Source organism: Serinicoccus chungangensis (assembly GCF_006337125.1).
Taxonomy (GTDB): domain Bacteria; phylum Actinomycetota; class Actinomycetes; order Actinomycetales; family Dermatophilaceae; genus Ornithinicoccus; species Ornithinicoccus chungangensis.
The window spans coordinates 1,683,632-1,708,023 of record NZ_CP040887.1 but is presented as its reverse complement, the minus strand read 5'-3'; the positions used below and the strand labels follow the sequence as shown (position 1 = coordinate 1,708,023).

The 24,392-nt window shown below is 74.4% G+C and carries 26 protein-coding genes; 20 read left to right on the top strand and 6 right to left on the bottom strand.

The window, feature by feature from the left end:
* Positions 1-22: 22 nt before the first annotated feature.
* Positions 23-208, bottom strand: coding sequence for a DUF5703 family protein (locus FHD63_RS07695; RefSeq protein WP_130012459.1), 186 nt, complete (start codon positions 206-208; stop codon positions 23-25).
* Between the two features lie 80 nt (positions 209-288).
* Here FHD63_RS07695 and FHD63_RS16085 point away from each other — a divergent pair, with 80 nt between their 5' ends.
* The 6 genes from FHD63_RS16085 to mshC all read left to right on the top strand — a co-directional run bounded on the left by FHD63_RS16085 (position 289) and on the right by mshC (position 5,216).
* Positions 289-687 (top strand): hypothetical protein, encoded by a 399-nt coding sequence (locus FHD63_RS16085; protein WP_170215593.1) that lies wholly within the window; start codon positions 289-291, stop codon positions 685-687.
* 3 nt (positions 688-690) lie between these two features.
* Entirely contained in the window at positions 691-1,740 is a 1,050-nt protein-coding gene (locus FHD63_RS07685) for an LLM class F420-dependent oxidoreductase (RefSeq protein WP_139721476.1), read from the top strand.
* Positions 1,740-2,477, top strand: a complete 738-nt coding sequence (locus FHD63_RS07680) for an MSMEG_4193 family putative phosphomutase (protein ID WP_139721474.1) — start codon at positions 1,740-1,742, stop codon at positions 2,475-2,477. The genes FHD63_RS07685 and FHD63_RS07680 overlap by 1 nt, the downstream gene beginning before the upstream one ends.
* A gap of 5 nt (positions 2,478-2,482) precedes the next feature.
* Positions 2,483-3,043, top strand: coding sequence for a DUF3090 family protein (locus tag FHD63_RS07675; RefSeq protein ID WP_139721473.1), 561 nt, complete (start codon positions 2,483-2,485; stop codon positions 3,041-3,043).
* 1 nt (position 3,044) lies between these two features.
* Positions 3,045-3,869: an SCO1664 family protein gene (locus tag FHD63_RS07670; protein ID WP_202978441.1), complete on the top strand. Its 825-nt coding sequence runs from the start codon at positions 3,045-3,047 to the stop codon at positions 3,867-3,869.
* A 69-nt stretch (positions 3,870-3,938) separates the two neighbouring features.
* Positions 3,939-5,216 carry a cysteine--1-D-myo-inosityl 2-amino-2-deoxy-alpha-D-glucopyranoside ligase gene (mshC, locus tag FHD63_RS07665; protein ID WP_139721471.1) on the top strand — a complete coding sequence of 426 codons (1,278 nt, stop codon included), beginning with the start codon at positions 3,939-3,941 and terminating at the stop codon, positions 5,214-5,216.
* Here the strand turns inward: mshC and FHD63_RS07660 are convergent.
* A complete protein-coding gene (locus FHD63_RS07660; RefSeq protein WP_139721469.1) occupies positions 5,166-5,906 on the bottom strand; it encodes an HAD family hydrolase in 741 nt (246 codons plus the stop codon). The two genes, mshC and FHD63_RS07660, sit on opposite strands and share 51 nt — an antisense overlap.
* A 72-nt stretch (positions 5,907-5,978) precedes the next feature.
* Here FHD63_RS07660 and FHD63_RS07655 point away from each other — a divergent pair, with 72 nt between their 5' ends.
* A complete protein-coding gene (locus tag FHD63_RS07655; RefSeq protein WP_139721467.1) occupies positions 5,979-6,836 on the top strand; it encodes a PAC2 family protein in 858 nt (285 codons plus the stop codon).
* Here FHD63_RS07655 and FHD63_RS07650 read toward each other — a convergent pair.
* Complete coding sequence (locus FHD63_RS07650) at positions 6,822-7,649, bottom strand: RecB family exonuclease (protein WP_139721465.1); 828 nt, start codon at positions 7,647-7,649, stop codon at positions 6,822-6,824. The genes FHD63_RS07655 and FHD63_RS07650 overlap by 15 nt on opposite strands.
* Before the next feature lie 23 nt (positions 7,650-7,672).
* Here FHD63_RS07650 and FHD63_RS07645 point away from each other — a divergent pair, with 23 nt between their 5' ends.
* The 10 genes from FHD63_RS07645 (at position 7,673) to FHD63_RS07600 (ending at position 18,827) form a co-directional block, all read left to right on the top strand.
* Entirely contained in the window at positions 7,673-8,773 is a 1,101-nt protein-coding gene (locus FHD63_RS07645; protein WP_139721463.1) for a site-2 protease family protein, read from the top strand.
* A 9-nt stretch (positions 8,774-8,782) separates the two neighbouring features.
* A complete protein-coding gene (locus tag FHD63_RS07640) occupies positions 8,783-9,805 on the top strand; it encodes a tRNA (adenine-N1)-methyltransferase (RefSeq protein ID WP_238705810.1) in 1,023 nt (340 codons plus the stop codon).
* Positions 9,802-11,442, top strand: coding sequence for a proteasome ATPase (arc, locus tag FHD63_RS07635; RefSeq protein WP_139721461.1), 1,641 nt, complete (start codon positions 9,802-9,804; stop codon positions 11,440-11,442). The genes FHD63_RS07640 and arc overlap by 4 nt, the downstream gene beginning before the upstream one ends.
* A 5-nt stretch (positions 11,443-11,447) precedes the next feature.
* Entirely contained in the window at positions 11,448-11,789 is a 342-nt protein-coding gene (locus FHD63_RS07630) for a DUF3054 domain-containing protein (protein WP_238705809.1), read from the top strand.
* Between the two features lie 3 nt (positions 11,790-11,792).
* A complete protein-coding gene (locus tag FHD63_RS07625) occupies positions 11,793-13,820 on the top strand; it encodes an MFS transporter (protein WP_139721457.1) in 2,028 nt (675 codons plus the stop codon).
* Between the two features lie 13 nt (positions 13,821-13,833).
* Entirely contained in the window at positions 13,834-15,387 is a 1,554-nt protein-coding gene (gene dop / locus FHD63_RS07620; protein ID WP_139721455.1) for a depupylase/deamidase Dop, read from the top strand.
* 145 nt (positions 15,388-15,532) lie between these two features.
* Positions 15,533-15,739, top strand: a complete 207-nt coding sequence (locus FHD63_RS07615; protein WP_139721453.1) for a ubiquitin-like protein Pup — start codon at positions 15,533-15,535, stop codon at positions 15,737-15,739.
* Positions 15,740-15,749: 10 nt separating this feature from the next.
* Positions 15,750-17,156, top strand: a complete 1,407-nt coding sequence (gene pafA, locus FHD63_RS07610) for a Pup--protein ligase (protein ID WP_139721451.1) — start codon at positions 15,750-15,752, stop codon at positions 17,154-17,156.
* Between the two features lie 40 nt (positions 17,157-17,196).
* Entirely contained in the window at positions 17,197-18,243 is a 1,047-nt protein-coding gene (locus FHD63_RS07605; RefSeq protein WP_139721449.1) for an FKBP-type peptidyl-prolyl cis-trans isomerase, read from the top strand.
* Between the two features lie 185 nt (positions 18,244-18,428).
* Positions 18,429-18,827, top strand: a complete 399-nt coding sequence (locus FHD63_RS07600; protein ID WP_139721447.1) for an FKBP-type peptidyl-prolyl cis-trans isomerase — start codon at positions 18,429-18,431, stop codon at positions 18,825-18,827.
* A gap of 182 nt (positions 18,828-19,009) precedes the next feature.
* Here the strand turns inward: FHD63_RS07600 and FHD63_RS07595 are convergent, their stop codons facing one another.
* The 3 genes from FHD63_RS07595 to FHD63_RS07590 form a co-directional block, all read right to left on the bottom strand.
* On the bottom strand, positions 19,010-20,362 hold the full coding sequence (locus tag FHD63_RS07595) for a cation:proton antiporter (RefSeq protein ID WP_139721445.1): 1,353 nt from the start codon (positions 20,360-20,362) through the stop codon (positions 19,010-19,012).
* A gap of 9 nt (positions 20,363-20,371) precedes the next feature.
* Positions 20,372-20,518 carry a hypothetical protein gene (locus FHD63_RS15960; protein ID WP_158296734.1) on the bottom strand — a complete coding sequence of 49 codons (147 nt, stop codon included), beginning with the start codon at positions 20,516-20,518 and terminating at the stop codon, positions 20,372-20,374.
* A gap of 200 nt (positions 20,519-20,718) precedes the next feature.
* Positions 20,719-21,921 (bottom strand): DUF3866 family protein, encoded by a 1,203-nt coding sequence (locus FHD63_RS07590; protein ID WP_139721443.1) that lies wholly within the window; start codon positions 21,919-21,921, stop codon positions 20,719-20,721.
* A gap of 57 nt (positions 21,922-21,978) precedes the next feature.
* On the opposite strand from FHD63_RS07590, the gene FHD63_RS07585 reads away from it, so the two are divergent.
* From FHD63_RS07585 to FHD63_RS07575, 3 genes are all read left to right on the top strand, one after another.
* Positions 21,979-23,004, top strand: coding sequence for a helix-turn-helix transcriptional regulator (locus tag FHD63_RS07585; protein ID WP_139721441.1), 1,026 nt, complete (start codon positions 21,979-21,981; stop codon positions 23,002-23,004).
* Positions 23,004-23,969: a helix-turn-helix transcriptional regulator gene (locus FHD63_RS07580; RefSeq protein ID WP_139721439.1), complete on the top strand. Its 966-nt coding sequence runs from the start codon at positions 23,004-23,006 to the stop codon at positions 23,967-23,969. The genes FHD63_RS07585 and FHD63_RS07580 overlap by 1 nt, the downstream gene beginning before the upstream one ends.
* A gap of 156 nt (positions 23,970-24,125) precedes the next feature.
* Entirely contained in the window at positions 24,126-24,335 is a 210-nt protein-coding gene (locus FHD63_RS07575) for a Sec-independent protein translocase family protein (protein WP_238705808.1), read from the top strand.
* Positions 24,336-24,392: the final 57 nt, after the last annotated feature.

Below are 24,392 nucleotides of genomic sequence, written 5' to 3'. Positions count from 1 at the left end.
GGCGACCGGCCCGCGCCGGGGCTCAGGCGGTGCGGCGGACGCGGATGATCTTGCGGCGCAGCAGCACGCGCCGCGCACCCCCGAGGTAGACGCGCACCCGCGCCAGCTCCCACGCGCCGTACTCGGCGTGCTCGGTCAGGGCCTGCCGCACCTCACCGCGTCCCTGGTCGCGGTGGAAGGTGAGCTCTCGGTACTCGTACTCGACCATCGGGCCCAGCATAGGCATCCCCCGGCCCGGCGGGACGGCATACCCGCCCGTCAGCGGTGATTTCGCGCTACCGTCACCCCATGACCGCTGACCCGCGCGCCGCCCTGACCGCACTCGTCGCCGCCCTCGAGACGCACCTGGAGACCGCGGCCGTCAGCCGCGGTGACGACGACCCGGCCGTGGTCGAGGCCTACGAGCGGGTGGCCGAGACGTTCACCGCCTACGACGACGCCCTCATGGACGCCTACGGGGAGGTCACGCCGCTGGAGGTCTACGACGACGAGCTCGCGGGGGACGACGACGACGACGACGACGACGATGACGACGCGGATGACGACGACTTCGACGATGACGATGACGACGACGACGATGACGACGACGATGACGAGCTCGAGCAGCCCGGGGAGGACGAGGACGACGACGAGTACTCCGGGCTCGACGACCAGGACTACGACGTCGACGAGACGTCGCGGGGCTGACGGGTGCGCCTCGGGCTGAGCTGCGGGTTCTGGGGGCAGGGCCGCGACGAGGACCACCTCGCGCTCGTGCAGCGGGCCGACGAGCTGGGGGTGGACGTCGCCTGGGTGGCGGAGGTCTACGGCCCCGACGCCGTGAGCATCCTGTCCTTCTTGGCCGCCCGCACCTCGCGCATCGGCCTGGGGGCCGGGGTCATGCAGATCCCCGCCCGCACCCCCGCGGCCACCGCCATGGCGGCGGTGAGCCTCGACAGCCTGTCCGGAGGACGTTTCCGCCTCGGTCTGGGGGTGAGCGGACCGCAGGTGTCGGAGGGGTGGCACGGCGTCCGCTTCGCCCGGCCGCTCGCCCGGACCAGGGAGTATGTCGAGATCGTCCGGACGGCGCTCGCGCACCGGACCGTCACCTACGACGGGGAGTTCTTCACCCTGCCGCTGCCCGACGGACCGGGCAAGGCGCTGCGCCTCACGCACCTGCACCGACCGAGCATCCCGCTCTACCTCGCCGCGGTCGGGCCCAAGAACCTGGAGCTCGCCGGCGAGATCGCCGACGGCTGGCTCGGGGTCTTCGTCGCCCCCGACTTCTTCCCCGAGCAGCGGGCGCAGCTGCAGGCCGGCCTCGACCGTCGCGAGACCCCGCCCGAGCACCCCTTCCAGACCGACGCCACGGTCGCCCTGGCCGTCGGTGACGACCTCGAGGCGTGCGCCCGCACCGTCAGCCCCTACCCCGCGCTCTACGTCGGGGGGATGGGCAGCCGGGAGCAGAACTTCTACCACCAGCTGGCCTGCCGCATGGGATACGAGGCCGAGGCCGACCAGGTCCAGGAGCTCTACCTCGCGCGCCGCTACGGCGAGGCCGCCCGGGCCCTGCCGGCGCAGTTCGTCGACGACACCAGCCTGCTGGGAGACGTCGACCGCATCACCGAGCGCATGCGCCGCTACCAGCGCGCGGGCATCACGACGCTCACCGTCGCCCCCTGGGGCGCCGACCTGCGCGCCCGGATGGACGCCCTCGAGGCCGCGGTGGAGGCCCACGCCCGGCTGGAGGCCGAGCTCTGATGGCCATCTGCATCCTGCTCCGGCACGGCCGGACCCAGGCCAACGCCGACGGCGTCCTGGCCGGCTGGACGCCGGGCCTCGGGCTGGACGAGACGGGGGCCGGCCAGGCCCGCGACGCCGGTGCTCGACTGGCGGCCACCCCCCTGGCGGCGGTCGTCGCCAGCCCGCTGCAGCGGTGCCAGGAGACGGCCGCCGCGGTGCTGGCGGCGCAGCCGGCCGACCGGACGGTGCAGCGCCACACCGAGGAGCGCCTGGGCGAGGCGAGGTACGGCGCGTGGACCGGGAGACCGCTCAAGGAGCTCGCCGAGGAGCCGCTGTGGCGGCAGGTGCAGGACCAGCCCTCCACGGTGACGTTCCCGGCCGACGAGGCCTTCGCCCACGAGTCGATGGCGCAGATGGCTGCGCGGGCCGTCGAGGCCGTCACCGAGTGGGACGCCCGGGTCGAGGCCGAGCACGGACCCGGCGCCGTCTGGGTGGCGGTGAGCCACGGCGACGTCATCAAGGCGATCCTCGCCGACGCGCTGGCCACCGCGCTGGACGACTTCCAGCGCATCGTCGTCGACCCGGCCTCGCTGAGCCTGGTGCACCGCACCCCGGGCCGGCCGTTCGTCCTGCGCACCAACGACACCGGCAGCGACCCGGTGGACCTCTCCGGCCTCGTGGCGCGCCTCGCCACGGACGGCGCCACCGGTGACGCCGAGGTGGGTGGGGGCGCCGGGAGCGAGGACGTAGGCTGACCCTCATGGCTGAGCACGTCTTCGACCCGCCTGAGCGCTGCGTCGCCGGCAGCGTCGGACCGCCCGGAGGGCGCACCTTCTTCTTGCAGGCCAGCGACTCCCAGCGGGTCATGACCGTCTCCCTCGAGAAGGAGCAGGTCCGGCTGCTGGGGGAGTCGCTGGCGGAGATGCTCGACGACGTCGCCGGCCCGGAGGGCACCGAGGAGGCCGGCCGGGCCTTCGTCGACAACGCGCCCCTGGACACCCCCATCGAGGACGACTTCCGCGTCCAGCGGCTCTCGGTCGCGTGGGAGGCGGGCCAGCGCCGGGTGGTCCTCGAGGTCTACGACCGGCCCAGCGCCGAGGACGTCGCCGCGCTGGAGGACGACGACGAGGGGTCCGACCTGCCGTGGGCCGGGCTGCCGCCGCAGTCCATCAAGGTCGTGCTCGAGCCCGGCCGCGCCCGGGCCTTCGCGATGCGCTGCACGGCCTCCATCGAGGGTGGGCGCCCCTCCTGCCCGTTCTGCGGACAGCCCCTGGACCCCACCGGACACATCTGCCCCCGCGCCAACGGCTACCGCCGCTGACGTGGACGACGACGCGGCCCTGGAGCTGCTGCACACCCTGACCGTCGAGCCGGTCGGCGTGCTCACCCAGGCGTCGAACCTCACCCTGCTGGTCGACCTCACCGACGCGCGGGGCGAGCCCACCGGCCATCGTGCCGTCTACAAGCCGGTCAAGGGCGAACGCCCCCTGCACGACTTCCCGCCCGACTCCCTGGGCCGCCGCGAGGTGGCGGCCTACCTGCTGTCGCGGGCCGCGGGGTTCGACCTGGTCCCGCCGACCGTGCTGCGCGACGGCCCGCTCGGACCCGGCTCGGTCCAGTGGTGGGTCGAGCAGAACCCGCGACGGCTGGCCGACCCGGCGGCCGGGCTCGTCGACGTCGTCGCCCCCGAGGACCTGCCGGAGGGGTGGTGCCCGGTCGTCCAGGCCGAGGACGAGCACGGCCGGGCCCTCGTCGTGGCGCACGCCGACGACCCCGGGCTGCGGTCCATGGCGGTGCTGGACGTCGTGCTCAACAACGCCGACCGCAAGGCCGCCCACCTGACCCGCGACACCGAGGACCGGCTGCGCGGCTTCGACCACGGGGTCAGCCTGCACGAGGAGGACAAGCTGCGCACCGTCCTCTGGGGCTTCGCCGAGGAGCCGATCGCCGCCACGGACCTCGACCGGCTGGAGACGCTGGCGAGCGCCCTGGCCGACGTCCACGGGCACCTCGCCACGCAGCTCACCACCCTGCTGTCGGACGTCGAGCGGGAGGCGCTGGCCGCCCGGGTGCGACGGGTGCGCGAGGAGGCCACCTTCCCCTCGGCACCCACGGACCGCTACCCGTTGCCCTGGCCGCTCTGGTAGAGCCCCGGCCGGGCGCCGGCGCCCGGACCGGTGGCTGCCGGGTCGGCCTGGACGGTTAGGCTCCCGCAGGTGAAGACCTGGTCGACCACCGCTCTGCCCCGGCTGCCGATCGAGCACGACGGGACCCCCGTGCGCGTGCACGACACCGCCGGCGACCGACGTGTCGAGGTCGCGGGCACCGACGGACGGGCGCGGCTCTACGTGTGCGGCATCACCCCCTACGACGCCACCCACCTCGGGCACGCCGCGACCTACGTCACCTTCGACGTGCTGCAGCGCGCGTGGCGGGACGCCGGGCTGGAGGTCACCTACGTCCAGAACGTCACCGACGTCGACGAGCCGCTGCTCGAGCGGGCCGAGCGCGACGGCGTGGAGTGGCAGGAGCTCGCGCGCCGCGAGATCGACCTCTTCTTCACCGACATGGAGGCGCTGCGGGTCCTGCCCCCCGACCACTACGTCGGGGCCGTCGAGGGGATCCCGGACGACGTGCGCGCCGTCCAGCGGCTGCTCGACGACGGCACCGCCTACGAGGTGCCGGTGCCGCAGGACCAGGAGCTGGCCGAGGGGGCTGCTGGTGCGGACGTCTACCTCGACCTCTCCACGCAGGCCAGCTTCGGCGCCGTCTCCGGGTGGTCCCGGGAGCAGATGATGGAGGTCTTCGCCGACCGCGGGGGCGACCCCGACCGGGCCGGCAAGCGCGATCCGCTCGACCCCCTCCTGTGGCGCTCGGGCCGGCAGGGCGAGCCGCACTGGGACGGCGGCTCGCTGGGGCGGGGGCGCCCCGGCTGGCACATCGAGTGCTCCACCATCGCCCAGCGCTACCTCGGCCCGGCCTTCGACGTCCAGGGTGGCGGCACCGACCTCGTCTTCCCCCACCACGAGATGAGCGCGGTCCAGGCGGCCGCCCTGTGCGGCGACGACTGCTTCGCCCGCGCCTACGTGCACCAGGCCATGGTCGGTCTGGACGGCGAGAAGATGAGCAAGAGCCGGGGCAACCTCGTCCTGGTCTCCCGGCTGCGCGCCTCCGGCGTCGACCCGATGGCGATCCGGCTGGCGCTGCTCGCGCAGCACTACCGGACCGAGTGGTCGTGGACCGACCAGATCCTCCGGGAGGCGAGCGAGCGTCTCGACCTGTGGCGGCGGGCCGGCGACATGGCCGCGCACGACTCGGTCACCGAGCTCGGGGTGACGACCCTGCGCCGCATGCGGGAGCGGCTGGCCGACGACCTCGACACGCCAGGTGCCCTCGACGCCGTCGACGACTGGGCCACGACCGTGGTCGCGGGCGAGCCCGTCTCACGCCTGGTCGTGGACGCGGTCGACGCGCTGCTCGGGGTGCAGCTCTGACCTGAGCGAGCGGGCGACCGCGCCGAGGTCGGCGGGGCTCAGGCCCTCCAGGCTCGGCACCTGCCGGGCGCCGCGCAGGGCCGGGACGGCCACGGTGTGCGGCACCACGAGGGTCGGCACGCCCGCGGCCGTCGACGCCGTCGCGCCCGTGGGGGAGTCCTCGACCGCCAGGGCGCGGGAGGGGTCCACGCCCAGTCGCGCCACCGCCTCGAGGTAGGCCTCGGGGTGCGGCTTGCCCCGGCTCACCTGGTCCCCGGTCACCACGGCGTCGAAGGTCCCGGCCGGCAGCTGCTCGACCAGCACGTCGGCCAGCTCGGTCCAGGACATGGTGACCAGCGCGCACGGCACGCCGTGCTCCCGCAAGGACCGCAGCAGCTCGCGCGCCCCGGGCCGCCAGGGCACGTGGGCGCGGGTGCGCTCCACGACCCCCTCGAGCAGGCGGCGCACCACCTGCTCGGGCTCACCGCGGACCGGCGTCCGCTCGAGGATGATGCCGGCCGAGGTGAGCAGGTCCTGGCCGACGAGGTCGTGGGCGTCGGCGTCGCTCCACGTGCCTCCGGCCTCCTCCACGAGGACGTACTCCTCGGCGATCCAGGACGGCTCGGTGTCGACGATGGTGCCGTCCATGTCCCACAGCACGGCGGTGGGCAGGTCCTCGGATCGGCTCGGGCGGGAGGGGTGGCGCGTCACCCGCACCACGCTAGACGAGGCGGACTAGGGTGGGCGAACGGCGCGATGCTTCCGAGCGAGAGGGTGAGGCCCGTGATCGAGCTGCAGGACACCGGTGAGCTGCGTGACCCGATCGTCATCGCCGCCTTCGAGGGCTGGAACGACGCCGGCGAGGGGGCGTCGAGCGTGGTGGAGCACCTCGCCCAGGTCTGGGAGGCCGAGGTGGTGGCCGCCGTGGACCCCGAGGACTTCTACGACTTCCAGGTCAACCGGCCGCAGATCCTCACCGTCGAGGGCCGCCGGATGATCCGCTGGCCGACGACCCGGGTCATGCTGGCCCGCAACACCCCGCTGGGGCGGGACGTCCTGCTGGTCCTCGGGATCGAGCCGTCCGTGCGGTGGCGCACCTTCGCCGCGGACCTCCTGGACTACCTCCTCGCCCGGGACGTCCAGCTGCTCGTCGTCCTGGGGGCCCTGCTCGCCGACGTGCCCCACACCCGGCCCATCCCGGTGAGCATCAGCTCCGAGAACGACGAGCTGCTCGACGGCAGCGAGGAGATCGAGCGCAGCACCTACGAGGGCCCCACGGGCATCGTCGGGGTCCTCGTCGACGAGGGGCGCCAGCAGGACCTGCCCGCGTTGTCCTGCTGGGCGGCGGTGCCGCACTACGCCGGGGGTCCGCCCTCGCCGAAGGCGTCCCTGGCGCTGCTCGGCCAGCTCGAGGAGCTGCTCGACTGCGTCATCGACGACACCGCGCTCACCGAGGCCGCACGGGCCTGGGAACGCGGCGTGGACGACCTGGCCTCGACCGACGAGGAGGTGGCCGACTACGTGCGCCAGCTGGAGGAGGCCCAGGACACCGCGGAGCTGCCGGAGGCGTCCGGCGACGCGATCGCCAAGGAGTTCGAGCGCTACCTGCGGCGGCGCGACGACGGCTCACCCCGCGGCTGACCGCGGGTCCAGCGCCAGGGCCGTGGCGCCCTCCGGCAGCGGCGGGGGAGTGCCGCCCCAGGCCGGGCAGATCGCCTGGTGGGCGCACCAGGAGCAGGTCCGCCCCGGTCGGGCCCGCCAGTCGCCGGTCCTCGCCACCTGCTCGATCGCGGCCCAGAGGGCGCGGACCTTGCGCTCGGTGGCGAGCAGGTCGGCCTCGGTCGGGTCGACCCACAGCATCGTGCGGTCGCGCAGGTAGACGAGCTGGAGCCGGCTCGGCAGGACGCCCCGGCTGCGCCACAGCGCCAGGGCGTAGAACTTGAGCTGGAAGAGCGCCCGTCCCTCGAAGGTCTCGGAGGGAGAGCGGCCGGTCTTGTAGTCCACGACCCGCAGCCGCCCGTCCGGCGCCTCGTCGAGACGGTCGACGTAGCCGCGGATGACGAGGCCGTCGAGGTCGGCCTCCACGTAGAGCTCGCGCTCGGCCGGCTGCAGCCGGGTGGGGTCCTCGAGGGCGAACCAGCTGCGCAGCAGCTCCTCCGTGCCGCCGCAGGCGTCCTCGCGGGCCAGCTCGGCGAGCACCGGGTCGGCCAGCAGCAGCCGCTCCCACTCGCCGGGTACGAGGTCGGTCGCCGCCTCGAGGGTGCGGTGCCCGGGTGGCAGGTCGAAGAGGCGGTCCAGGACGGCGTGCACCAGGCTGCCGCGCGCCGCGGCGGTGCTGGGCGGTTCCGGCAGCCGGTCGACGACGCGGAAGCGGTAGAGCAGCGGGCACTGCATGAAGTCGGCGGCCCGCGAGGGGGACAGGGCCCGGGCGTGGTGCTCCGTGACCGCCTCCATGGTCCGCACTCTACGCTCGGGGCATGGAGCGAGCACCCGGCTGGCGTGTCGGCACCCTGTCCGGCATCCCCATCTACCTGGGCCGCAGCTGGGTGCTCGTGGCGGTGCTCATGATCGCGCTCTTCGGCCCCACGGTGCAGCGCACGCTGCCCGGTCTGGGCGCCTGGAGCTACGCCGTGGCGCTGGCCTTCGTCCTGCTGCTGCTGGTGTCGGTGCTCGTGCACGAGGCGGCGCACGCGCTCGTCGCCCAGGGCGTCGGCTTCGGGGTCTCCCGCATCGTGGCGGACTTCTGGGGCGGGCACACCGCCCACGACGGCGCCGGCGGCACCCCGGCCCGCAGCGCGGCGGTCGCGGTCGTCGGGCCGCTCGCCAACGGCGCGCTCGCGCTGGTCGGCTGGTGGGCCATGGGGGTGCTCGACACCACCGGTGTCCCGCTGCTGCTGGCGTATGCCTTCACCTGGGCCAACTCCTTCGTCGCCGTCTTCAACCTCGTCCCGGGCCTGCCGCTGGACGGCGGGTTCCTGCTGGAGGCGCTGGTCTGGGGGGTCACCGGCAACCGGCACCGCGGCACCGTGGTCGCGGGGTGGTCCGGCCGCCTCGTCGTGGTCCTCGTCGCGGTCGTGCTGCTCGTGCCGCCGCTGCTGGCCGGCGAGCAGGTGCCGTGGACCCGGGTCGCCTGGGTGGCCCTCATCGGCGTCTTCCTCTGGCAGGGCGCCAGCCAGGCGGTCCGGCTCGGCCGCCAGGGCCTGCGCGCCTCGCGGCGCACCCTCGCCGAGACCGCGCACCGGCCGGGCGTCGTCGCCGAGGACGCGCTGCTGCACATGGTGCCGTGGGGCGAGCACCCCGTCTGGGTGGTCGTCGACGGCGCGGGCCGCCCGGACGGGCTGGTCGACCCGCCCGCGCTGCAGCAGGTGCCCCGCGAGGCGTGGCCGGCCACTCCCGCCGCCGCCGTCGCGGTCCGGCTCCCGGCCGGCTGGGCGGTGCCCATGCCGCCGCAGGCCCGGCTGGACGAGGTCATCGAGGTCATGCGCCGCTCCGGCTCCGGGGTGGTCGCGCTGCTCGACGACGAGGGTCGGCCGTGGGGCGTGGTGAGCACCCACGACGTCACCGGCAGCCGCTCGTAGACTGACCCGATGACCAGGCCGACGGGCGCCGACATGCGGCGCGGACCCTTCCGGGCGGGCGACCGCGTGCAGCTGACCGACCCCAAGGGGCGCCTGCACACCATCACCCTGGAGCCGGGCAAGGAGTTCCACACCCACCGCGGCCACCTGCGCCACGACGACCTCATCGGCGCCGCCGACGGCACGGTGGTGCGGCACACCTCGGGCGCCGACTACCTCGCGCTGCGGCCGCTGCTGTCCGACTTCGTGCTGTCGATGCCCCGCGGGGCCCAGGTCGTCTACCCCAAGGACGCCGGGCAGATCGTCACCTACGCCGACATCTTCCCGGGTGCCACCGTCGTCGAGGCGGGCGTCGGCTCGGGCGCCCTGTCGCTCTCGCTGCTGCGCGCGGTGGGGGAGCAGGGCCGGCTCCTGAGCTTCGAGCGGCGGGAGGACTTCGCCGACATCGCCCGCGCCAACGCCCGCGCGTTCTTCGGCCTGGACCACCCGGCCTGGTCGGTCACCGTCGGTGACCTCGTGGACGAGCTCCCGCGGGCCGTGGACCCCGGCACCGTGGACCGGGTCGTGCTGGACATGCTGGCGCCCTGGGACTGCCTCGGGGTGGTCGCCGACGCGCTCGCCCCCGGGGGCGTCCTCATCTGCTACGTCGCCACCACCACGCAGCTCTCGCGGGTGGCCGAGGCGGCCAAGGCCGCCGGCGGCTGGACGCCTCCGCAGGCGTGGGAGTCGATGAACCGCGGCTGGCACCTCGAGGGTCTGGCCGTGCGCCCCGAGCACCGGATGCACGGGCATACCGGCTTCCTCGTGACGCTGCGGCGGCTCGCGCCGGACACCGACGCCCACCTGCGTCGCAGCCGCCCCGCCCCCGGCGCCTACGGGGAGGACTACGTGCCCGCCGCCGGCGAGTGGAGCGCCGCCGACCTCGGCGAGCGCCCGGTCTCGGACAAGAAGCTGCGGCGCACCCGCCGCGACGCGCAGAGCACCGCCGACCGGGTGACCGGCGACGGGACCGACGGTGAGGAGCAGGCATGACCGAGGCGTCCTCGCGCGAGCGCCACCTCGAGCAGCAGGTGCAGTCGCTCAGCAGCAGGGTCAGCGAGCTCAAGGGCCAGAACGACGCGCTCACGACCACCCTCAAGAGCGCCAAGCAGCAGATCGTGGGGCTGCGCGAGGACCTCGACGCCCTCGCCTCCCCGCCGCTCGCGATGGGCCAGCTGCTGCGGCTCGTCGGCGACGGCACCGCCGACGTCTCGCTGTCCGGCCGGCGCATCCGCACCCAGATCTCCTCCGAGGTCGACACCGGGGACCTGCGGCCCGGCCGCGAGGTGCTGCTCAACGAGGCGCAGGCGATCGTCGGCGTCGCCGACTACGAGCGGGCGGGCGACGTCGTCACCTGCAAGGAGGTCCTGGAGGACGGGCGCCTCAGCGTGCTCGTCCGCGGCGAGGACGAGCGCATCGCCCGGCGCGCCGGCTCGCTCGCCGGGGCCACCGTCCGGGTGGGGGACGCGCTGCTGCTGGACCCGCGCAGCGGCTTCGTCACCGAGCGGATCGAGCGGCCCGAGGTCACCGAGCTCATGCTCGAGGAGGTCCCGGACATCTCCTACGGCGACATCGGCGGTCTCGCCGGCCAGATCGAGCAGATCCGCGACGCCGTCGAGCTGCCCTTCCTGCACGCCGACCTCTACGCCGCCCACGACCTGCGGCCGCCCAAGGGGGTCCTGCTCTACGGCCCGCCGGGGTGCGGGAAGACGCTCATCGCCAAGGCCGTCGCCGCCTCGCTCGCCCGCCAGGCGGCCGAGCAGCGCGGGCTGGCGCCCGGCGGCGCCCGCAGCTACTTCCTCAACATCAAGGGCCCCGAGCTGCTCAACAAGTACGTCGGGGAGACCGAGCGGCACATCCGGCTCATCTTCCAGCGGGCGCGGGAGAAGTCGGCCGAGGGCGACCCGGTGGTCGTCTTCTTCGACGAGATGGAGTCGCTGTTCCGCACCCGCGGCTCCGGGGTGTCCTCCGACGTGGAGACCACCATCGTGCCCCAGCTGCTCGCCGAGATCGACGGGGTGGAGCGCCTCGACAACGTCATCGTCATCGGCGCCTCCAACCGCGAGGACATGATCGACCCGGCGATCCTGCGACCGGGCCGGCTCGACGTCAAGATCAAGATCGAGCGCCCCGACGCTCAGGGCGCCCGCGACATCTTCTCCAAGTACCTCACCCCCGGCATACCGCTGCACGCCACCGCGCTGCAGGCGCACGACGGGGACCGGGAGGCCACGGTCGGCGCGCTCATCGACGGTGTCGTGGAGCGGATGTATGCCGTGTCCCCGGCCAACGCGTTCCTCGAGGTGACCTACGCCGGGGGGGACCGCGAGGTGCTCTACTTCCGCGACTTCGCCTCCGGCGCCATGGTGCACAACATCGTCGACCGCGCCAAGAAGCTCGCGATCAAGGACTCCCTCACGCTCGGGGAGCAGGGGCTGCGGGAGCGGCACCTGGAGCAGGCCTACCTCGACGAGTTCAAGGAGAACGAGGACCTGCCCAACACCACCAACCCGGACGACTGGGCCCGGGTCTCGGGCAAGAAGGGGGAGCGGATCACCTACATCCGCACCCTCGTCGGTGACGCCTCGGGCACCCAGCCGGGCCGCTCGGTCGACCTCGGCGAGCGCTGAGCGCCGTGCACCGGCTCGGCGACCTGCTGCTGCTCCTCGTCTTCGCCGTGGCCGGCCGGTCCAGCCACGAGCTGGGCCTCACCCCGCTCGGGGTGCTCCAGACCGCGTGGCCGTTCGCCGTCGGCACGGCCGTCGGGTGGATGCTGACCTGGCGGGCGCGGCGGTGGTGGGTGGAAGGTCTCGCCGTCGGCGGGATGGCCCTGGCCGTCGGGATGCTGCTGCGCGTCGTCACCGGCGCCGGCGCCGCCCCGGCCTTCGTCGTCGTGGCCGCGGTCGTCCTCGTGGGCGGCGCCCTGGGGTGGCGGGCGCTCGTGCAAGCGCTGTCGGTGGGCAGGCGTAGGGTCTGAGGCATGAGGGACGCCCCGGACGAGCACACCACCCCGGCCCCCGCACCCAGCACCCCCACCACGGCGATCATCGTCGTCCTGGCCCTGTGCGGCACCCTCGTCTCGCTGCAGCAGACCCTGGTCCTCCCGCTGCTCCCGGTCTTCCCGGAGATCCTCGACACCACCAGCGACAACGCGTCCTGGCTGGTCACCGTCACGCTGCTCACCGCCGCGGTGGGCACCCCCATCGTGTCGCGCCTGGCCGACATGTTCGGCAAGCGGCTGCTGCTCATCGTCTGCATGTGGGCGGTCATCGCCGGGTCGGTCGTCTCGGCCCTCAGCTCCGAGCTCGCGCTCGTGGTCCTCGGCCGCGGTCTCAGCGGGCTGGGCGCCTGCCTGGTGCCGGTGGGGATCAGCATCATGCGCGACCACCTGCCGGCCGACCGGGTCGGGTCCGGCGTGGCGCTCATGTCGGCGACGCTCGGCATCGGCGGCGCGATCGGGATGCCGCTGGCGGGCGTCATCTACGACAACCTCGACTGGCACGCGCTGTTCTACGTCTCCGGCGGGTTCGCCGTCGTCATGCTCGTCGCGGTCTACCTCGTCGTGCCGGAGTCGACGGTCAAGACCCGTGGCCGGTTCGACTACGTCGGTGCCGCCCTGCTCTCCGTGGCGCTCACCTGCTTCCTGCTCGCGGTCAGCAAGGCCGGCACCTGGGGCTGGGCCTCCCCGCTGACCCTCAGCCTGCTGGCGGCGGCCGGTCTGGTGCTCGCCGCGTGGGTCCCCTGGGAGCTGCGGACCGGTCAGCCGCTGGTCGACATCCGCACCTCGATGCGGCGCACGGTGCTGCTCACCAACGCCGCGTCGGTCCTCATCGGCTTCGCGATGTTCGCCAACTTCCTCACCTCGGCCCAGCAGGTGCAGATGCCGGCCGACACCGGCTACGGCTTCGGGCTGTCCGCGGTGTCCACCGGCCTGGTCCTGCTGCCCAGCGGCCTGCTCATGGTGGCCATGTCCCCGGTGTCCGCGGGGCTCATCCGCCGCTACGGCGCCCGGGCCGTCCTCATCGCCGGTGCGGTGACGATCGCGCTGGGCTTCATCGGCCGCTCGCTGCTGCACCGCAGCGTCCTCGAGGTGGTCATCACCTCGAGCATCGCCTCGCTCGGCACCGCGCTGGCCTTCGCGGCCATGCCGACGCTCATCATGCGGGCCGTGCCCATCACCGAGACCGCGTCGGCCAACGGGCTCAACACCCTCCTGCGCTCGATCGGCACGTCCTCGGCCTCGGCGCTCGTGGCGGCCGTCTTCGCCGCGTCCATGACCGCCACCGCCAGCGGCGTCCTGGCGCCCTCGTTCGCGGCATACCAGCTCATCTTCTGGGCCGGGGCCGCCGCCTCCCTCGGCGGCGGGCTCATCGCGGCCTTCATCCGGCGCCCGCAGCGGGTCAGCGTCGAGGAACCGGGGGCCGTGGCCGCCCCCACCGGGGAGCGCACCGAGGTCAAGCACGCGGGGATGGGCGACCTGCCCGAGCTGCTCGTGCGCGGGCGGGTCGTGGGGCCGCGGGGCGGCCCGCTGCGGCAGGCGGTCACGACGGTGCTGCGCCCCGACGGCACCCACATCGACTGGGGCCGCACCGACAACGACGGGCGCTACACCCTCGCGCTGCCCGAGCCGGGCGCCTACCTGCTCGTCGTGTCCGCGGACGGCTGGGCGCCGCAGTCGTGCCTCGTCGACCTGGCCGTCGGGCACGAGGAGGACGTGACGATGACGCGACGGCTGCTGCTGTCCGGGCACGTCCTCGACGACGGCCGCCCGCTGGGCGGGGTGCTCGTCTCGCTCATCAAGCACTCCGGGGAGTACGTCGCCACGGCGCACACCGACCCCGACGGCTACTACGAGGTCGGGCTGCCGCCGCCGGGCCGCTACGTCCTCACCGCCGTCGACCACGACGCCGGCCGCACCCGCTCCCGGGCGCTCACGGTCCTGGCCACCTCCACGACCCTCGACCTCGACATGGTCACCGGCGTCCCGCGGCCGCGGGTCGACGCCTGAGAGGAGCAGCGGCATGGGCGTGGGCAGGGTCATGGGCATCGAGACCGAGCTCGGCATCACCAGCACGCAGCGGGACGCCGCCGGGCAGCCGGTGACCCCGATGGTCCTCTCCGGGCAGGTGGTCCGGGCGTATGCCGCGGGCGCGCCCGTCGGGGCGGCGCTGCCCGCTGCCGCGGGCTGGGACTACGCCGACGAGACACCGCTGCGCGACGCGCGCGGCTTCGAGATGGCCCGCGCGCTGGCGCACCGCTCCCAGCTCACCGATGTCGAGGACCCGACGATCGCCACCTCGGTGCTGTCCAACGGGGCCCGGTTCTACGTCGACCACGCCCACCCGGAGTACTCCAGCCCCGAGGTCACCGGCCCGCTCGCCGCGGTGCGCTGGGACCGGGCGGGGGAGGAGGTCGCCCTCGCGGCGGTCCGCACCCTCGCCCGGGAGGGCCTGGACGTGCGGCTCTACAAGAACAACGTGGACGGCAAGGGCGCCTCCTACGGCACCCACGAGAACTACCTCGTGCCCCGGTCGGTCCCCTTCGACCGGCTGGCCGCCGGGCTCATCCCCTTCCTCGTGGCCCGGCCGGTGATCGCCGGGGCCGGGCGGGTGGGGCTCGGGCAGGCCAGCGAGCGGCCCGGCTTCCAGCTCTCCCAGCGCGCCGACTACCTCGAGGCCGAGATCGGGCTGGAGACCACGCTGCGCCGGCCCATCGTCAACACCCGCGACGAGCCGCACGCCACCCCGCACCTGCACCGTCGTCTGCACGTCATCGTCGGGGACGCGACGATGGCCGACGTCACCACCTACCTCGCCCTCGGGTCGCTGTCGGCGGTGCTGCGGGTCGTCGAGACCCACCCGCACCTGCTCGACGGGCTGACCCTGGCGCGTCCCGTCGCCGCCGCGCAGCAGGTCAGCCACGACCCCACCCTGCGGGCGACGGTGCAGCTGGCCGACGGCCGCAGCCTCACCGGGCTGGACCTGCTCGAGGCGCACCTCGACGCCGCCGAGGAGGCGGCGGGGTCCGGGCACGAGGCCTGGTCGGAGGCGGGCGAGGGGCAGACCGCGCCGCTGCTGCGCCGGTGGCGGGAGGTCCTGGACACCCTGCGGCGCGACCCGGCCGGGGCCGCGGGGCAGGTCGAGTGGGTCGCCAAGCAGCAGCTGCTCGAGCGGTTCGCCGAGCGCGCGGGGGTGGGCTGGGAGGACCCCCGGCTGGCCGCCATGGACATCCAGTGGCACGACCTCGACCCCGACCGCGGCCTGGCCCGCAAGCTGCGGGCCGCGGGCAGGCTGGAGCGCCTCGTGGGCGACGAGGAGGTCGCCCACGCCGTCACCCACCCGCCCGAGGACACCCGGGCCTGGTTCCGCGGCGAGGTGGTCCGGCGCTACGGCGCGGGCGGGGGAGTGCGGGCCGCCTCCTGGGACTCGGTGGTGCTCGCCGACGAGCGCGGCCGGCTGCGCCGGGTGCGGATCGAGGAGCCGACCGGAGGGCGTCGGGACCGGGCCGCCAGCCTGCTGGACCGGCATACCGACGCCGCCGGGCTGCTGTCCGAGCTCGTCAGCGAGGACGTCTGAGCCACGACCGCCCCCGCGCCGCCGACACGCCGGTCCGGATCGGCTCAGCCACGCACGTGCGCGGCTGAGCCGACGGCTCCGGGCGTGTCGCCGGGACGCGGCGCGGCCAGGAGCAGGGGGTGGAGCTCTGCCCTAGGATCGGGGTATGTCGCAGCAGCAGTTCGACCGCCGACGGGACAGCGGTGCCGGGGACGGCCCGGAGCCGGACGCCACCCCGCCCCCCGCCGCACCGGCGGCGCAGAGCGCCGAGCGGGACGCGGCGCTGGACTCCCTGCTCGACGAGATCGACGGGGTCCTGGAGACCAACGCGACCGAGTTCGTGCACGGCTTCGTGCAGAAGGGCGGCCAGTGACGGTGCCGCCGTGCTGAGCCGCATCATGGGCGTCGAGACCGAGTTCGGCGTCAACGCGACCTTCACCGGCCCCTCCCGGCTCTCCCCGGAGGAGGTCTCCCGCTACCTCTTCCGCAAGGTCGTGGCGTGGGGCCGCTCGTCCAACGTCTTCCTCGGCAACGGCTCACGCCTCTACCTCGACGTCGGCTCGCACCCCGAGTACGCCACCGCCGAGTGCACCGACCTGCTCGACCTCGTCGCCCACGACCGCGCGGGGGAGCTGGTCATCCAGGACCTCGCGGAGGACGCCGAGCAGCGGCTGGCCGCCGAGGGCCTGGACGCGACCGTCTACGTGCTCAAGAACAACGTCGACTCCCGCGGCAACTCCTACGGCTCGCACGAGAACTACCTCGTCGAGCGGCGCACCCGCATGGAGCGCATCACCGACACCCTCGTCCCGTTCCTCGTCACCCGGCAGCTGGTCACCGGCGCCGGGCGGCTGCACGTCGTGGAGCAGCGGGCGACCTACCTCGTCTCCCAGCGCGCCGACCACATGTGGGAGGACCTCTCCTCGGCGACGACCCGCTCCCGGCCCATCATCAACACTCGCGACGAGCCGCACGCCGACCCCGAGAAGCACCGACGCCTGCACGTCATCGTCGGCGACTCCACCATGAGCCAGACGACGACGATGCTGCGCCTGGGCACCACCGACCTCGTGCTCAAGATGCTGGAGGCCGGCACCGTCGTGCCCGACCTCGTCCTGGCCAACCCCATGCAGGCCATCCGCCAGGTCAGCCGCGACCGCACCGGGCGCACCCCGCTGGCGCTGCGCCGCGGTGGCACCATCACCGCCCTGGAGCTGCAGCGCGAGCTGCTGGGGCTGACCGCCGGGTATGCCCGGGGCGCCGGGCTGGACGAGCACCCTGCCTACCGCGACGTGCTCGACCTGTGGGAGCGCGGGCTCGAGGCGATCGAGACCGACCGGCTGGACCTCGTCGACACCGAGATCGAGTGGGTCATGAAGAAGAAGCTGCTGGACTCCTACGCGCGGCGGCACGACCTCGAGCCGTGGGACCCGCGCCTGCAGCAGCTCGACCTCGCCTGGCACGACATCCACCCGCGGCGCGGGCTCGCGCGCATCCTGGAGCGCTCCGGCGCCGCGCGGACCGTGGTCGACGAAGCCCGGATCCAGACCGCGACGACCGTGCCGCCGCAGACCCGGGCCCGGCTGCGCGGCGACTTCGTCCGGGCCGCCGCCGAGCACCGGCGGGACTTCACCGTGGACTGGGTGCACCTCAAGCTCAACGACGCCGCGCAGCGCACGGTCATCTGCAAGGACCCGTTCGCCGCGCAGGACGAGCGGGTCGACGCCCTCATCGAGCACATCCGCTCGACGAGCGGTGCTCCCACGAAAGGTTCAGGGTCGCCGGGTTAGGCTGGTCCGGACGCTTCCCCGATCTGCAAAGGACGCACCTGTGCGCTCTTCCCGCCTGCGCTACCTCGCGGCCGCCGCCGCACCCCTGATCTTCCTGGCCGGCTGCAGCCCCGAGTCGGCCGACGAGGGGTCGGGCGACGACGCCGCGGCGAGCAGCGCACCCGGCGACGACGCCGCCGCGACCTCGGCGGCGCCGAACGGCGACCTGGCCGACGTCGACGTGGACACCGAGGGCGAGGCCCCCGAGCTGACCTGGGACGGCGAGCCCTTCGCCGAGGGTGACCTGCCCTTCGTGGCCGGCTCCACCGAGGCCCGCACCCTCACCGAGGGCGACGGCGAGGAGGTCGCCGACACCCACGAGGTGCGGGTGCGGTACCTCACCGTCAACGGCACCACCGGCGAGCAGCTGGTGTCGACCTTCGAGAACGACGAGGCGGTCACCCTCGACCTCACCGACGAGACCCTCTTCCCGGCCTTCCGCGACCAGCTGCCGGGCACCAAGGTCGGCGACGAGCTGCTCCTGGCCATCCCGGCGGCCGACGCGTTCGGCGAGGCCGGCAACGAGCAGCTCGGCGTGGGCCCGACCGACACCATGCTCTTCTACATGGTCGTGGAGGACACCGGCGAGCCGCTCACCGAGGCGCAGGGCGAGGAGGTCGAGCCCGAGGAGGGCCTGCCGACCGTCACCATGGGCGACACCGGGCCGGAGATCGACGTCGAGGGCGTCGAGGCACCCGACCAGCTCATCACCCAGCCGCTCATCCGCGGCGAGGGCCCCGAGGTCGTCGCCGGGCAGACCATCCGGGTCCACTACACCGGGGTGAAGCTCTCCGACGGCGAGGTCTTCGACAGCTCCTGGGACCGGGGGGAGCCCACCGAGTTCCCCATCGGCGTCGGCCAGGTCATCACCGGCTGGGACGAGGGGCTCGTCGGCCAGACCGTCGGCTCGCGGGTGCTGCTCGTCATCCCGGCCGAGGAGGCCTACGGCCCGGCGCCGGAGGAGTCCGAGGGCGAGACCGCGGCTCCCGGCAACGAGCTCGCCGGCGAGGACCTCGTCTTCGTCGTCGACATCCTCGGCGCCTCCTGACCCGATCGCTACCCCCGCGCCCGCCTCACCCCTCACTCACCCGCGACCCCCTCACCCACCCAGCGTCGCGAATGGTGGGCTGACGGACCAACGGGCGTCGCGAATGGTGGGCTGACGACCCTCCGGGCGCCGCACATGATTGCCGGCGCACGGCATACCTGACCTCGAACGAGAAGGAGCACATCATGACCGAGTCCCCCTTCGGCCGCGTCCAGAAGGCCAAGCCCGAGATCGACTTCCCCGGCGACGAGCCGCCCACCGAGCTGCAGGTCGAGGACCTCGAGGTCGGCAAGGGCGCGGAGGCCACCGCCGGCTCGACCATCTCCGCGCACTACGTCGGCGTGTCCTGGTCGACCGGTGAGGAGTTCGACGCCTCCTGGAACCGCGGCGAGCCGCTCACCTTCACCGCCGGTGTCGGTCAGGTCATCCAGGGCTGGGACCAGGGCCTGCTCGGGATGAAGGTCGGCGGCCGCCGCCGCATCGTCATCCCGCCGCACCTGGGGTACGGCGACCGCGGCGCGGGTGCCGCCATCAAGGGTGGCGAGACGCTCATCTTCGTCGTCGACCTGGTGGACGTGGGCTGACACGAGCCCGCACGCGCCCCTCCGGCGCATCGACCTCGGCCCAGGCGTTCCGGTGAACGCCTGGGCCGAGGTCTGTCGGCGTGTCGTCGGCCCAGGCGTTCACGTGCGCGGCTGAGCCGATCGGGACGGGCGTGTCGTCGGCCCAGGCGTGCACGTGCGCGGCTGAGCCGGCGCCCCACCTCTCAGGTCGAGCGGAGGAGTCGCTCCCGGTCGCGCTCCAGCCTCGCCATGACCGGCGTCACGAGCACCCCGTGCAGGACGACGGAGAAGACGATGGTGAAGACGCAGGTGGCCCAGAGCCAGCGCTCCCCGGTCCACGTGGTCTCGGACAGGGCGTAGGCGATGTAGAACAACGTGCCCACCCCGCGGATCCCGAAGAACGCCGTGATGAGCTGCTCACGACGGGCCAGGGGGCGCAGCTTCTCGTCGCACATGCGCCAGCGGCCGGGGCGCAGCGCGACCCACCCGGCGAGCGGCCGGATGACCAGCACGAGGGCGACCCCCACGAGGACGCCGCGCCAGTCGAGAGACTCCAGGGCGCCGTCGGTGAGCGCGATCCCGACGAAGAGCAGCACGAGGAGCGTGAGCAGCCGCTCCAGCCGCTCCACGACACCGTGCATGTGCTCGTGGAACTCGTGCCGGCGCGCCCGGGTCCGCATCGTCATGGCGCAGACGAACACGGCGAGGAAGCCGTAGCCCTGGGCGACCTCGGCCACGCCGTAGGCCAGCAGCATCGCGGCCAGGGCCAGCAGCGACTCACCCTGCTCGGCCAGCCGCAGCGCCTGCTGCCGGGTACGGAACGCGAGGTAGGCCAGGACCCAGCCCACGGCGACCCCGACGAGCACGCCGATGATGATCTTGCCGACCAGCTCCCACGCCAGCCAGCGCAGCCCCCAGTCCGCAGCCGATCCCATGGTCATGAGGAAGATCGCCGCGTAGACGAAGGGGAAGGCCAGGGCGTCGTTGAGCCCGGCCTCGGAGGTCAGCGCGAACCGGACCTCGTCGTCGTCGCTGATCTCGTCGTCGTGCAGCTGCTCGGCCATCGACTCGTCGCCGTCCGCCTCGCGCTTCGTGATGACCGGGCCGCCGACCTGGACGTCCCCGGCCAGGACCGGGTCGGTCGGGGCGAGCACGGCGCCCAGCAGCAGGGCCGGTGCGGCGCCGAGTCCGAGACCCCACCACCCGAGCAGGAAGACGCCGGCGATGGTGAGCGGCATGGCGATGGCGAGCAGCCTCCAGGTCGCCGACCAGGTGCGCCACGAGCTGCGGTTGCGCCAGGACAGCGGCCGGTCCAGGGCCAGCCCGACCCCCATGAGGGCCACCAGCACGGTGATCTCGGTGACGTGCTCGATGGTGTCGCGCTGGTCGGTGGGGTCGAAGGCGAAGGTGGAGCCGAAGGGGAGCAGCCCGACGAGCATGCCCACCAGGATGAGGATGACCGGCGCGGACAGCCAGGCGCGGGTCAGCAGGCTCGGCAGGGCGACGGCGAGCAGCAGCACCCCGCCGCCCAGGAGGAAGACCAGGTCGGAGGTCATGCCGGTGTCTCAGCCGGCTCGGGGGGCGGTGCCGGGGGCGGGGCCAGGGGTGCGGGCGCTCGGTCGCCGGGGTGCGTCGCGCGGGCCGCGGTCGCGGGTCTCGCGGGGAGGATGCGCCGTGACGTCGAGGTATGCCGTGGGCGCGGGCAGGGTCATGGCGCTCAGCCTAGGTGACCGGCGGGCGGGCGGCGCTCCCGCTGGCCCCACGAGTCACCGCCTGCGGGGACGTGCACCCGTGCCGGGGATATCACGGCGTCTGGCGGGTCTTTCCCCGCAGTGTGGGGGCCGTGGTGCTGATGTGACGCGCGGGCTCGGAACGGGTGGACGACGAGCGGGCGGTATGCCGTCGGCCGGGGTCACCGCCCGCCGTCGACGAGCCGGGCGGCGTGCCGGCCGGCGGCCGCGGCGGCCAGGAAGGCGGCCGGGTCGTCCTCCAGGCCACGGCTCATCGTCGACAGGGGCACGGGGACCTGCGCCAGCGCCTCCGGCAGCCCCTCGGCGGCGACCTCGACCAGGCGCAGGTGCGGGGCGGTCGAGACCAGGTCGCGTGCCTGCCGGTGGACGAGCCCGAGGCACTCGTGCAGCGCGGGTTCCCCCGCCCCGTGTCCGGTGCCGGGGGAGGACCCGTCCGCGGCACGTCCGGTGCGGGCAGACGGGTCCGCCGCGCCGGTGCTGCTCGGCGCCGGGGGGAGCACCGGGACGGGGAGGTCGGCGGGGTGCGCGAGCACGCGCCCGAAGGCGGTGGCGCTGTGGTGGGACAGCCCGCGGTGCCGGTCGCGCGCGTCGGCCTGGGACACCCGCAGGCCCGCCACCGGGCGACCCCCGAGCACGGCGGCGGCGTTGAGCGCCTCGCCCGCGGCCACCCCCGAGAACCCCCACCGGGTGTCGGTGCCGAGGTTGCCCGGACCCTGGATCACGACGGCCAGGTCGGCGCTCACGACGTGCCGGGCGGCCAGGAGCGCCGTGTGCACGGTCACCGCCTCCAGGTCTCCGCCGAAGGCCTGCCCGGCGGTGATCGCGCTCGCCAGCCAGCCGGCCTCCCGCAGCCCGGCGACGGTCCGCGACCACGCCATCGGCAGCGCCGCGCCGTCGGTCATGACGTAGGCCACCCGGGCGCCCGGCCGCTCCGCCCGGACCCCGGCGAGCACGGCGGGGAGGGCCGAGTGCAGGTCGGTGGCGAGCACCGGCATACCCCCCAGGTCGTCCGCCTGCGCGAGGGTGGCGTGGTGCTCCCCCTCGGGGTCGTCGACCCCCAGCACCATGGGCTGCAGCGGCGCGTAGCGACCCTTGACCAGGTGGCCGGGCTCGGCGGCGGCGCGGTCCGGCCAGGCGTCCGGGCGGTCGGGGAGGGCGACGACGAGGGCATACCCTCCCGTGCCGAGGCCGCGCTCCAGCGCGGTGACGTTGAGCAGGACCCGGTCGCCCACCACGGCGCTGCCGACGAGGTCGGGGTAGCCCAGGGCCCGCACCCGCTCGCCCCCGACGTCGACGCCGAGCACCTGCACGCCGGCCCACCCCGGCAGCAGCTCGCGCACCTCGCCCTCGCGCCACGTGATCACGACAGGTGACCCTATCGATGACCGGGTCGCGGGAGGTCGGACGGTAGCCTGCGAGGCATGGCGAAGAGCACGAGCACCGGCCCCAGCCCGGCCGCGGCGAAGACCGAGCGGCTGCTCAACCTCGTCATCGCCCTGCTGCACACCCGGCAGCCGCTCTCGCGGGCCAAGCTGCGCCAGGCGGTGCCGGACTACGCCCGGAGCAGTCCCGAGGCGTTCGAGCGGATGTTCGAGCGGGACAAGGACGAGCTGCGCGCCCTGGGCATCCCGCTGCGCACCGAGCCGATCGACGCCTTCTTCGACGACGAGCCGGGCTACCGCATCGACCAGCGCGAGTACGCCCTGCCCGAGATCGACTTCGCCCCGGACGAGCTCGCGGTGCTGGGTCTCGCGGCGCGCGCCTGGGGCCAGGCCAGCCTCGCGGGTCCGGCGGCGCAGGCGCTGCGCAAGCTGGACGCCGCCGGGGTGGTCCGCGACGAGTCCTCGGTCGCCGGGATCGAGCCGCTGCTGCACACCCCCGACCCCGCCTTCGAGCCGGTCCGCGACGCCGTGCTCGAGCGGTGCCCCCTCACCTTCGACTACCGCGGCGGGTCCGGCGACCTCGCGCGCCGCCGGGTGCAGCCGTGGGGGCTGACGAGCTGGCACGGTCGGTGGTACCTCACCGCCCACGACCTCGACCGGGACGCGCCGCGGGTCTTCCGGCTGGACCGCGTCGTCGGCATCCCGGAGCGCTCCGGCCGGCCCGGGGGGTATGCCGTGCCCGACGACCTCGACGCGCTCGCCATGATCCGGCGCAGCGCCGGGGAGGACGGCGAGCGGTCGACGACCGTCCGCCTGCTCGTGCGGGACGGTGCGGCCGCCTCGCTGCGGCGGCGGGCGCGGGAGGGCGTCGGGGACGACGACGTGCCCGAGGGCTGGTCGCGGCTGGAGCTCGACGTGGGGTCGCTGACACCGCTGACCCGGGAGGTCACCGCCGCCGGGCCGGACGTCCGGGTCGAGGCGCCGGCCGAGCTGGCCGAGCGGGTCGCCGGGCGGCTGCGCGCGGTGCTCGCGGCGCACGGGGCGCACGGGGGAGGGGCGGCCTGATGGCGACCTACGAGAGCGCCACCTCCCGGGTGGCCCGGATGCTGACGATGGTGCCCTGGCTGCTGCACCGGCAGGGCATCGACCTCGCGACGGCGGCGACCGAGCTCGGGGTGAGCGAGAGCCAGGTCGTCGAGGACCTGCAGGTCCTCTTCCTGTGCGGACTGCCCGGCCACTACCCCGACGACCTCATCGAGGCCTCGTGGGAGGGCGGACGCGTCTTCGTCGGCAACGCCGACACCATCGCCCGGCCGCTGCGCCTCGGGCGCGACGAGGCGCTGGCGCTCATCGTCGCGCTCCGGGCGCTGGCCGACACCCCGGGCCTGGCCGAGCGCGACGCCATCGACCGCGCCCTGGCCAAGCTCGAGGCGGCCGCGGGGGAGACCGCACGGGCGGCCGCCGCCGTGCGGGTGGACCTCGAGCAGCCGGCCGACGACGGGATCGCCGCGACCATCCGCGCCGGGCTCACCGAGCGCCGCCGGCTGCACCTGCGCTACACCTCCGGCAGCCGCGACGAGACCACCGAGCGCGACGTCGACCCGCTGCGGGCGCTGTCCGTGGACGGCCGCTGGTACCTCGAGGGCTGGTGCCACCGCGCCCAGGGCGTGCGCCTCTTCCGGCTCGACCGCATCGAGGCCGCCGAGGTGCTGGACGTGCCGGCCACGCCGCCCGAGGACCTCCCCGAGCGGGCCGTCGGCACCGGGGTCTACCGGCCCGACCCCGAGGACCAGGCCGTCACCCTCGACCTCGACCCCGGCTCGGCGTGGGTCGCCGAGCAGATCCCGGCCGAGGAGGTCGAGCCGCGCGACGACGGCTCCGTGCGGATGGTGCTGCGGGTCGCCGACCCCCGCTGGCTCCTGCGGCTCGTGCTGCGCGAGGGCGGGGGAGTGCGGGTCGTCGAGCCGGCGGCCCTCGTCGACGAGGTGCGCGAGGCCGCCCGCACGGCCCTGTCCGGGAAACAGTCGTGAGCCCCGGCGTTAGACTGACCACGCACCCGGTGCGCCGTGACCACGGCGACACCTCTACCGAGAGCGAGTGAGCACCCATGCGTCTCCAGGCCTGGCACATCGTCGTCCTCATCGTCGCCTTCGTCCTGCTCTTCGGGTGGGAAGAACCTGCCCAACATGGCCCGCTCCATGGGTGAGTCGATGCGCGTCTTCAAGTCCGAGGTCGACCAGATGAAGGACGAGGGCGAGGCGCGCAAGACCGAGAAGGACGCCGAGCGGCCCGCCCTGGACGACCGCAAGGGCCAGGACGTCGACACCGCCCGCGAGGAGTACGACGCGATGAAGCGGCGCGAGGGCGGGTCCGGCACCGGCACGACCGGCGCCTGACCGACCGCGCGCGACACGGCATACCCGACGGTGACCCGAGCGGCCCGCGCCCGACGC